Below are 8,985 nucleotides of genomic sequence, written 5' to 3'. Positions count from 1 at the left end.
GGCGCCATCACGCCGGCCGGCGCCCCGGCCGGCAGCCTGCGGAGGGCAGCTTGATGCAGGCGGTCGACCGGGCCGGCGCCCGGCCCGTGCAGGCGGAACCCAACGGCGGCCTTCCCGCGGCCGTGCGCCGCCAGGCTCGTGCCGCCGCGGCCCTGGCCCTGGCCGGCACGCCGCGGCGGGCGCAGCTGGGCTGGGACGACCTGGCCGCCTGGCCGGCCTGGGCCGGCTGGCCCGCCGACCGGCGCGACCGGCTGCTGTCGGCCGCGGGCGCCTGGTACCTGGCACCCGTGCTGCGCCAGTGCATCGACGGCCGCGTGCTGCAAGCCCTGGCCGGCATGCTCGGCCAGGCCGAGGCCGATCGGCTGCTGCAGTCCGACGGGGGCGGGGAGCCGGACGGCCCATGGCCGGACCTGTCGCCCGCCATGCTGGCCGACCGGCTGGCACACACCGGCCGCGAGGTGCTGCTGGCGGCCGTCGCATCGCCCGCCCTGCGGCTGGTGCTGCGCGAAGCGTTCTGGCCTGACACGCGGGCCCCGCTGCCGGCGCTGGACACGGCCGCCGCCGCCGCTGCGCTGCAGGCAGCGGCCCGCGCGGAGGCCCGCTTATGACACCCGCCTTCATCGCGGTGCACCGCAGCCAGCTCGGCAGCCTGGCGGTGGGTCGGCCCTGGCTGTCCGCCGACGAGCTCACCGCCTGCGGCAGCGCAGCGGCGCTGCTGGCGCGGCTGCAGGCACTGGTGCTGGCACGGGAGGCCGACCTGGCGCAGGCGCGCGAGGCCGCCCGCCAGGCCGGGCAGGCCGAAGGCCTGGCCGAGGCGCTGCACCGTGCCGGCCCGGCGCTGGCGCAGTCGTGGCGACAGGCCGCCGACGACGCGGCGCTGCAGGCAGAGGAATTGCGCGAAGCCGCCATCGCGCTGGCGTTGCAGATCGTCGAGCGCATCGCGGCCGAGCTGGCGCCGGCCGACGTGGTGGCGGCGCTGGTGCGCCGCGCCGCGGAATCCCTGGCGCCGGGTCAGCCGGCGGTGCTGCGGCTGCATCCGGAAGTGGCGGCCGCCCTGCAGCACCTGCCCGAGGTGGCCGCCGGCGGCCCGCTGCAGTTGCGCGCCGATCCTGCGCTGGCGCTGCTGGACTGCGTGTTCGACACGCCGGCCGGCCAGCTGATCGCCGGCCTGCCGGCGCAACTGCGCCGCGTGGGCGACCGGCTGCAGGCCGCCGCGGCGGCGGAGCAGGTGCGATGAACACGCTGCTCACGCCCGCCGTGCGCCAGGCGCTGCAGCACGGCCGCACGCTGGGCGAGCGCGGCCGGGTGGTTCAGGCCTTCGGCACCACGCTGCGCGTCAGTGGGTTGCAGGCGCGCATCGGGCAGCAGTGCCTGGTGTGGGACGCCCGCGGCGCCCGGCTGCCGGCCGAGGTGGTGGGGCTGTCGCGCGGCGAAGCCATCCTGGTGCCGCTGGGCGGGTTGGCCGACGTGGCCGCCGATGCCTGGGTGGAGGTGGTGTCGGAAGCCCCGGCAGTGCCCTGCGGCACCGGCCTGCTGGGCCGCGTGCTCGATGCCTTCGGCCAGCCGCTGGACGGCCGGCCGCTGCCGCCGGACGGCCTGGCCTGGCGGCCGGTGCAGCAGCCGGCGCCCAATCCGCTGTCGCGCCTGCCGGTGCAGCAGGTGTTCGCCACCGGCGTCAAGGCCATCGATGCCGCGCTGTCGATCGGCGAGGGCCAGCGCGTGGGCGTGTTCGCCACCGCGGGCGGCGGCAAGAGCACGCTGCTGGGCATGCTGGCGCGGCAGGCCGAGAGCGACGTCAACGTGGTGGGCCTGGTCGGCGAGCGTGGGCGCGAGGTGCGCGAGTTCCTCGACGACAGCCTGGGCGCGGCCGGGCTGGCGCGCTCGGTGGTGGTGGTGGCCACTTCGGAACGGCCGGCGATGGAGCGGCTGCGCGCGGCGCAGGCGGCCACCGCCATCGCCGAGGGCTTCCGCGCCCAGGGCGCGCGGGTGATGCTGCTGGTGGACTCGGTCACCCGCTATGCCCGCGCGCTGCGCGAGATCGGCCTGTCGGTGGGCGAGCCACCGGTGCGCCGCGGCTTCCCGCCTTCGGTGTTCGCCGAACTGCCGCGGCTGTTCGAGCGGGCGGGCAACGATGCCCACGGCTCGATGACCGCCTTCTACACCGTGCTGGCCGAGGACGAGGACGGCAGCGACCCGGTGGCCGAGGAAGTGCGGTCCATCCTCGACGGCCACATCGTGCTGTCGCGCGAGCTGGCGCAGGCCGGCCACTATCCCGCCATCGACGTGCCGGCCAGTGCCAGCCGGGTGTTCCACCGCGTGGTGCCGCCGGCGCACCGGGCGGCCGCATTGCGGCTGCGGGCGCTGATGGCCAAGCATGCCGAGATCCGCCTGCTGCTGCAGGTCGGCGAGTACCAGCGCGGTGCCGATGCGCTGGCCGACGAGGCCATCGCCCGCTGGCCCGCCATCCAGGCCCTGCTGCGCCAGCAGCCCGACGAGTCCAGCGGCTGGCACGACACCTGGCAGCAGCTGCAGGAGGCGGTGCAATGACACCCGCGGCCCGTCAACGGTCCGACCTGGCCCAGCTGCAGCGCGTGCGCGCGCTGCGCGAGGAGGCGGCGCGCCGGCTGTGCGAGGTGCAGCGGCTGGCCTGCGATGCGGCGCGCGTGGCCATCGGCCGGCGCCAGCAGGCCATCCACGCGCTGCGGCGCGACATCGCCGCGCTGGCGCGCCACCAGGCCGGCGAGGGCGCGGCCCAGGCGCCGCAGCTCGGCCGCATCGCCGCCGCGCACCGGGAGATGCTGGACGACCGGCTGGAGCGGGCCGAATACGGCCTGATCGACGACGAGGAGGCGCTGGAGGCCGCCGAGGCGCGCCTGGCCGAGGCCCAGGCCGCGCTGCGCCGCTGCCGCACGCAGACGCAGGCGCTGGACGACCTGCAGGACCAGCTCCGCCGCGACGACGCCCGGCTGCGCGCCCAGCGGCTGGAACGCGAGGCCGAACCGGTGCGCCGGCACCCGGTCAGCGGGAGCTGGGTATGAAGCCGGTGGCCGACCGCATCCTGCCGACGCAGCGCCCGTCGCAGGCCGACGAGGCGCCGCGCTCGCAGCCGCAGCAGCAGCAGCAGCGCTTCGACCGGGCGCTGCAGCGCGCCGCCCAGCGCGTGCTGGGCGAGGTGGAGGACGACGCCGCAGCGGGCGAGGGCGCCAGTGCCTTGCCGGGACCGGCCGCGCCGTGGCCAACGGCGGTGCCGGCGCCGCGGCCCTTGCCGCCATCGGACGTCCGCATCGACGAGCCCGCCGCGCCAGCGGTGGAGGCGGGTGCCTGGCAGGCGCCGGCCTGGCCCGCTGCGCCTGCGCTGCGCAACGTCGTGATCCTTGCCGCGCCGGTGGCATCGCCGCCGGCGCTGCCGCCCACGGCCACGGTGCAGGCGCTGCAGCGATCGGCCCTGGCGGCCGGCGCGCCCACCGGCCACTGGCAGCTGCTGCTGCCCGGGCAGGCCCTGCCGCTGCGCGCCGTCGCGCTGCAGCAGCAGCCGGGCGGCGCGCCCGTGCTGCAGCTGCATCCGGCGCCCGGTGCTGCCGCGCCCGGCGGCAGCGCCGCGCTCGACCGGCTGCGCAGCCGGCTCTCGCGCCACGCGCTGCGCATGGAGTTCGGCAGCGCAACCAACCCTGCACCACGAGACGACGACTTCCTGCCATGAGCCCCGACACCGCTTCCTCCCCCGACACCCCTGCCCGCGCCACGGCGCTGGCCGAGCGGCTGGCCGCCACCTTTGGCGAGCTGCTGATGGGCGGCCCCGCCGACGCTGCCGACGACGTGGCCCCGCTGACGGTGATGCCGGCCGCGCAGTCCACTGCGCCGCAGCAGCTGGCCGCCGCCCATCCCGGCGGCCCGGCCGCGCGCAAGGAGGCGCTGGCGCTCTACCGCCGCTGCCTGGCGCACTACCGGCAGCGCATGCAGGCCGGCCAGCCCGAGGACGACGTGGGCGCGGCGGCCGCCTATTTCGTGCTGGCCTGCGTCGCGGCGCTGCAGCAGATCGACGTCAGCCCGGCGCAGCTCGCGCTGGTCGAGCGCCAGATGCGGCGCCTGCTCGGCCAGCACCCGGCCTGGCTGCAGGCCGACGCGGCCGAGCGGCAGGCGCTGTTCGAGCAGTTCGCGGTGCTGGGCGTGCTGGTGGGTGAAAGCCAGCACGAGGCGCGGCGCCAGGGGCCGGCCGCCCGCGCCAATGTGCAGCGGGCCGCGCGCGGCTACCTGCGCCAGCTGCTCGGGCTGCAGCCCGACCATCTCCAGCTCGGCGACCACGGCCTGGTGCTGCGCCTGCCGGTGCAGCCGCTGGCCGACGCATTGAAGGACGCGGGCGCCGCATGAATCCGTTGACGCCGGTGTCGGGCGGGGAGGCGGGCGGTGCCGGCCTGGCCGCGCTGTGGCAGCAGGTGGCCGCGGCCACGGCGCAGCCGATGGCCGGCGGCGAGTCGGGGCAGGGCCTGTCGCTGCCCACGGGTGCCGCGGCTGCGGCAGGTCCGGCGGCGCCCGCCGTGCCGGCTGCCACCGCGTCGCCGGCGGCCGACGCCACCGCGACCGCGGCGGTGCTGGCCGCGCCGTCACCGGCCGTGTCGCTGCGCGACCGGCTGTCGCCCGCGCCCCATGCCAGTGCAGCCGCCCTGCCGCGCGCCGAGGCACACGACGGCCCGAACGTCGGCGCGCAGGCAATGGCGCCGGGGCTGGCTGCGCCGTCCAGCGCCGCCTCGGCACCGGTACCCGCCACGGCCGCGCCCTTGCAGGCGCCGGTGGTGGTGTCGACCCTGTTCACCCTGCCGCCGGACCTGCCGCGCCGCCAGCCGCTGCCGCAGGACGAAGCCGCGGCACCACGCCGCCGCGGCGGCCACCGACCGGCCAGCGACCCGGCCGACGACGGCCCGGCGGACGAGGGCGACAACCCCGGGGCCCCGAAGGCGTTGGTGCCACCGCCCGACCCGGACGATGGCTCCCCGGAGGGCGATGCGGTCGGCGACATGCCGGCGTCCGGCAGCGTGCCGACGCTGGCCGCCTGCCGCGCACTGCTCGCCCGCGCCGGCCGCGAGGAAGCGGTGCGGGAACTGGCGCTGCAGCGTCACGTCCTGCTCGTGTGCGCGCCGCCTGCCGCAGGCCCGGCGGAAGCGGTCGACCTGGCCGCCTGGCTGATCGGCGGCCCGCGCAACGGCGTCGCCACCTTCCCGGCCCGCTGGTGGCCGCCGGCCGGCCTGGGCCTGCCCGCGCAGTGGCGCCTGCACCGGCAGGACGGTGCCGCCGAGGGCCTGCGCAGCCGCAGCGCCGCGCCCGGCGGCGCCGCCACGCCCGCCGCCGGCTGTCGCCTGCTGCTGGGCACCTGGCCGCGCCTGGCCGACCCAGGCTGCGCGCTGCTGGGCCTGTCGCAGCCCCGGCGCTTCGGCCGCAGCCTGGGGGCGCAGTGGAGCTTGCTGCTGGTGGTGCTGCCCACGGACCTGGCCGCATGACCGAGGCCGACCGCAGCCCCGTCCGCGCCGCGCAGCGGCCTGCGCGCAGCCGCGCCGCCGCGCTGGAGCAGATCCGCCGCCGCGAGCATGACGCGATGCGGCTGGCCCTGGATGCCTTCGACTGCGGCCTGGCGCTGGTGGACCTGACCCACCGCCGCCTTCAGTGGTGCAGCCCGGCCTTCAGCACCCACTGCTGCGTGCAGGCCGACGATGCGCTGGCGGCGCTGGAGCCGCGGCTGCCGGGCGTCACCGCGGCGCTGGTGCGGCTGGTGCGCGGTGCGCAGGCGCGCCTGGCGTGGCCGGCCGCGCTGGCCGGCGGGCTGCAGGCACAGGCCACGCTGGTGCGGCCCGGCCTGGCCGCCCTGCGGCTGATGGCGCCGGAGGAGCCCGGCGCGCCGGCCGCCGGGGCGGGCGAAGCGGTCCAGGCGCCCGTCGCCGCGCCCACCCATCGCGCCACCCCGTCGGCCGAGGACGAGCAGGCCGAGGCCGCACGCCGCCATCTGGAGGACCGCGAAAGGCTGCTCTTCACCTCGCGCGCGCTGTCGGTGGGCGAGATGGCCTCCACGCTGGCGCATGAACTCAACCAGCCGATCGGCACCGTGGCCAATGTGCTGCGCGGGCTGCGCATGCGGCTGCAGCGGCCCGCCCCGGCCGATGGCGGCGACCTGCTGGCCGGCCTGCAGCTGGCGCTGGACCAGGCCTTGTTCGCCTCGCGCATCATCGCCCGCATCCGCGAATACACGCAGGCGCGTGGCCCGCGGCTGCAGCGGCTGGAGCTGGGCACGGTGCTGCGCGAATCGCTGTCGCTGCTGGACTGGGAAGTGCGGCGCGACGGCATCGACGTGCAGCTCGACCTGGTGCCGCAGCCCTGCCCGGTGCAGGGCGACGAGGTGATGCTGCAGCAACTCTTCGTCAACCTGATGCGCAATGCCATCGAGGCGATGCGCGACAACCCGCCCGATGCCGCCGGCCGCGTGCAGCGCCGGCTGCTGCTGCGCCTGCGCATCGAGCGCGGCGGCCGCGAAGCCGTGCTGCGCCTGCGCGACAACGGCTGCGGCCTGCCCAGCGACGACGCGGCGCAGCTCTTCGTGCCCTTCCAGTCCAGCAAGCCGAACGGCATGGGCATCGGGCTGAACATCTGCCGCTCCTTCGCGGAGCTGCACCAGGGCCGGCTGTGGTTCAGCCGCAATGAATCGCCCGACGGCGCGCCCGAGCGCGGCTGCAGCTTCCATGTGGCGCTGCCGCTGCTGGCGCCTGCCGCCGCGGGCGACCCTCCGAGTCTTCTTTCACCACGGAGCACGACATGACCGCCACCGCGACCGACGGCGCCGCCGCGCGCACCATCTTCATCGTCGACGACAACGCCGACTTCCGCAGCTCGGCCCACTGGTGGCTGGCCGGCGCCGGCTACGAGGTGCAGGACTACGCCGACCCGCAGGAGGCCCTGCAGGCCCTGTGCAGCGCGCGGCCGGCCGGCGCCGCCTGCGTGCTGCTGGACGTGCGCATGCCCGGCATGAGCGGCCTCGACCTGCACGACCGGCTGCGAGCCCAGGGCGTGCACTGGCCGGTGGTCTACATGACCGGCCACGGCGACGTGCCGCTGGCGGTGCAGGCGATGCAGCGCGGCGCGGTGAGCTTCCTCGAGAAGCCGTTCGCCGACCAGGCGCTGGAGGAGGCGCTGGACCGCGCCTTCGACGCCAGCGCCGTGCCGGCGGCCGCGCTGCGGCCCGTGGCCGCCGCGCCCGCAGCCGACGCCTCCTCATCCGCGCCCGTGGCCGCGCCCGTGGCCGACTCCCCGGCGCAGCAGGCCTGGCAGCAGCGCCTGGCCCGGCTCACGCCGCGTGAACGCGAGCTGCTGGGCTGGGTGGTGGAAGGCCGCCTGAACAAGGTCATCGCCGACCGCATGGGCATCAGCATCAAGACGGTGGAGCTGCACCGCAAGCGGGTGATGGAGAAGCTGCAGGCGCAGTCGGTCACGCACCTGATCACCATGGTGGTCAGCGGCCGCGTCGCATGACGGTCGAGGTGGCGTACTGGCGATATGGCTGTGCACTGGGCGCGGGCCGCCTGCTGATCGAACTGCCGGCCACCGCAGCCGCGCCGCAGCCACCCGATGCGGTGGCCCTGGCGCAGGCGCTGGCGTCCTGCGAGCCGCTGCTGGGGGCGCTGGAGGCCTGGTGCGGCACCGGGCTCGATCCACAGCCGCTGGCCCTGGACGAAGCTGCGCCGGCCGTCCCGCAGGCGCCGGCCGTCACCGTGCACGCCGGTGACCTGGTGGACACGCCGTCCGGCCTGCGGCTGCAGCTGCCGCTGGCCTGGCTGGCCGAGCAGGCGCCGCCACCGCCGGGGTTGCTGCGATGGCCGGTGCTGGCGCTGCAGGTGGAAGTGGCGGCCTATGCGCAGGATGCGCTGCCGCTGCCAGCCTGCGGCGGTGTCGACGGCGGCGGGGCGCTGCTGCTGCCGGGCGCCTTCGAACCGCGCTGGTCCTTGCGCCTGCTGTGGGCCGCGCAGGGCCTGGCCTGGTCCGGGAGCTGGGGCGGGCCGGGCAGTGCCATCAGCGTGTCGCCGGCCGCGCCGCAGCCGCTGCCGGGCGTGGACGAGGAGGGCGCCGCGGGCTGGCGCGTGCTGCTCGACGAGCCCTGGCGCCTGCCGCTGCCAGCGCTGCTGGGCTGGCCGGCGGAGGAGGGCCAGGCGTCCGTGCCGCCGCCGCAGCCCCGCGGGGCCGATGGCCAGGCCCGCCTGCTCGGGCCGGGCGTCGATCGCGTGGGCCGCATCGTGCCGGTGCTGCAGGGCGCGGCGCTGCTGCTGCCGCCGGACGGAAGCAGTGCATGGACCTGACCCAGTTCTCGCCCTCTTCGGCGCTGGTCACGGTCATCGTGCTGGCGCTGGCGCCCTTCGTCGCGGTGATGGTCACCTCGTTCACCAAGATCATCGTGGTGCTCAGCCTGCTGCGCAACGCGCTGGGCCTGCAGCAGGTGCCGCCCAACGTGGTGCTCAACGGCATCGCCATCGTGCTCAGCCTGTACGTGATGTACCCGGTCGGCCAGCAGATGGGCGAGCGGGTGGGCAGCGTGCAGGGCCTGGGCAGCAGCACCGAATCGCTGATGGCCGCGGCCGACCGCGCGAAGGAGCCGCTGCGCGAATTCCTCATCAAGCACTCGCATCCGCGCGAGCGGGCCTTCTTCCACCGCACCGCGCAGAAGTCGCTCAGCGCCGACCGCGCCGCCCAGGTCACCGAGCGCGACTTCATCGTGGTGCTGCCCGCCTTCACCGTGAGCGAGCTGTCCACCGCCTTCCAGATCGGCTTCCTGATCTTCCTGCCCTTCCTGGTGATCGACCTGGTGATCAGCAACATCCTGATGTCCATGGGCATGCAGATGCTCACGCCCACCACCGTGTCGCTGCCCTTCAAGCTGCTGCTGTTCGTGCTGGTGGACGGCTGGATCAAGCTGGTGCACGGGCTGGTGCTGTCCTACGCATGACCGAAAGGAAC

At 76.4% G+C, this 8,985-nt stretch carries 11 protein-coding genes; all 11 read left to right on the top strand.

Features of this window, described 5'->3' with window-relative positions; all coding sequences use genetic code 11:
* A partial coding sequence (locus VO99_RS07305) for a hypothetical protein (protein ID WP_232315287.1) occupies positions 1–608 on the top strand: 608 nt, incomplete at its 5' end.
* Positions 605–1,237: a FliH/SctL family protein gene (locus VO99_RS31805; RefSeq protein WP_046112119.1), complete on the top strand. Its 633-nt coding sequence runs from the start codon at positions 605–607 to the stop codon at positions 1,235–1,237. The genes VO99_RS07305 and VO99_RS31805, both read left to right, overlap by 4 nt.
* Complete coding sequence (locus VO99_RS07295) at positions 1,234–2,547, top strand: FliI/YscN family ATPase (protein WP_046112118.1); 1,314 nt, start codon at positions 1,234–1,236, stop codon at positions 2,545–2,547. The genes VO99_RS31805 and VO99_RS07295 overlap by 4 nt, the downstream gene beginning before the upstream one ends.
* Positions 2,544–3,038, top strand: coding sequence for a hypothetical protein (locus tag VO99_RS07290; protein WP_046112117.1), 495 nt, complete (start codon positions 2,544–2,546; stop codon positions 3,036–3,038). The genes VO99_RS07295 and VO99_RS07290 overlap by 4 nt, the downstream gene beginning before the upstream one ends.
* The gene (locus VO99_RS07285) at positions 3,035–3,700 is read left to right on the top strand and encodes a hypothetical protein (RefSeq protein WP_046112116.1); all 666 of its coding nucleotides are present in this window, start codon (positions 3,035–3,037) and stop codon (positions 3,698–3,700) included. Before VO99_RS07290 ends, VO99_RS07285 begins: the two co-directional genes overlap by 4 nt.
* A complete protein-coding gene (locus VO99_RS07280; protein WP_046112115.1) occupies positions 3,697–4,368 on the top strand; it encodes a DUF6683 family protein in 672 nt (223 codons plus the stop codon). Before VO99_RS07285 ends, VO99_RS07280 begins: the two co-directional genes overlap by 4 nt.
* Entirely contained in the window at positions 4,365–5,492 is a 1,128-nt protein-coding gene (locus tag VO99_RS07275) for a hypothetical protein (RefSeq protein ID WP_157039476.1), read from the top strand. Before VO99_RS07280 ends, VO99_RS07275 begins: the two co-directional genes overlap by 4 nt.
* The gene (locus VO99_RS28675; RefSeq protein ID WP_052736160.1) at positions 5,489–6,799 is read left to right on the top strand and encodes a sensor histidine kinase; all 1,311 of its coding nucleotides are present in this window, start codon (positions 5,489–5,491) and stop codon (positions 6,797–6,799) included. Before VO99_RS07275 ends, VO99_RS28675 begins: the two co-directional genes overlap by 4 nt.
* Positions 6,796–7,509: a response regulator transcription factor gene (locus VO99_RS07265; RefSeq protein WP_046112113.1), complete on the top strand. Its 714-nt coding sequence runs from the start codon at positions 6,796–6,798 to the stop codon at positions 7,507–7,509. Before VO99_RS28675 ends, VO99_RS07265 begins: the two co-directional genes overlap by 4 nt.
* Positions 7,506–8,330 (top strand): hypothetical protein, encoded by an 825-nt coding sequence (locus VO99_RS07260; protein ID WP_046112112.1) that lies wholly within the window; start codon positions 7,506–7,508, stop codon positions 8,328–8,330. The genes VO99_RS07265 and VO99_RS07260 overlap by 4 nt, the downstream gene beginning before the upstream one ends.
* Complete coding sequence (sctR, locus tag VO99_RS07255) at positions 8,327–8,974, top strand: type III secretion system export apparatus subunit SctR (RefSeq protein ID WP_310733650.1); 648 nt, start codon at positions 8,327–8,329, stop codon at positions 8,972–8,974. The genes VO99_RS07260 and sctR overlap by 4 nt, the downstream gene beginning before the upstream one ends.
* Positions 8,975–8,985: the final 11 nt, after the last annotated feature.

Origin of the sequence: Aquincola tertiaricarbonis, from assembly GCF_000969605.1 — a bacterium.
Classification (GTDB): domain Bacteria; phylum Pseudomonadota; class Gammaproteobacteria; order Burkholderiales; family Burkholderiaceae_C; genus Aquincola; species Aquincola tertiaricarbonis.
Note: the sequence above shows the minus strand (reverse complement) of the source record. Positions and strands in the feature narration are given on the sequence as shown.

Bases quoted from the DNA above. Each gene is read 5' to 3' on its own strand.
- VO99_RS07275 (WP_157039476.1), top strand. From the start codon at position 4,365: ATGAATCCGTTGACGCCGGTGTCGGGCGGGGAGGCGGGCGGTGCCGGC.
- VO99_RS07280 (WP_046112115.1), top strand. From the start codon at position 3,697: ATGAGCCCCGACACCGCTTCCTCCCCCGACACCCCTGCCCGCGCCACG.
- VO99_RS07285 (WP_046112116.1), top strand. From the start codon at position 3,035: ATGAAGCCGGTGGCCGACCGCATCCTGCCGACGCAGCGCCCGTCGCAG.
- VO99_RS07290 (WP_046112117.1), top strand. From the start codon at position 2,544: ATGACACCCGCGGCCCGTCAACGGTCCGACCTGGCCCAGCTGCAGCGC.
- VO99_RS07295 (WP_046112118.1), top strand. From the start codon at position 1,234: ATGAACACGCTGCTCACGCCCGCCGTGCGCCAGGCGCTGCAGCACGGC.
- VO99_RS07265 (WP_046112113.1), top strand. From the start codon at position 6,796: ATGACCGCCACCGCGACCGACGGCGCCGCCGCGCGCACCATCTTCATC.
- VO99_RS28675 (WP_052736160.1), top strand. From the start codon at position 5,489: ATGACCGAGGCCGACCGCAGCCCCGTCCGCGCCGCGCAGCGGCCTGCG.
- VO99_RS31805 (WP_046112119.1), top strand. From the start codon at position 605: ATGACACCCGCCTTCATCGCGGTGCACCGCAGCCAGCTCGGCAGCCTG.
- VO99_RS07260 (WP_046112112.1), top strand. From the start codon at position 7,506: ATGACGGTCGAGGTGGCGTACTGGCGATATGGCTGTGCACTGGGCGCG.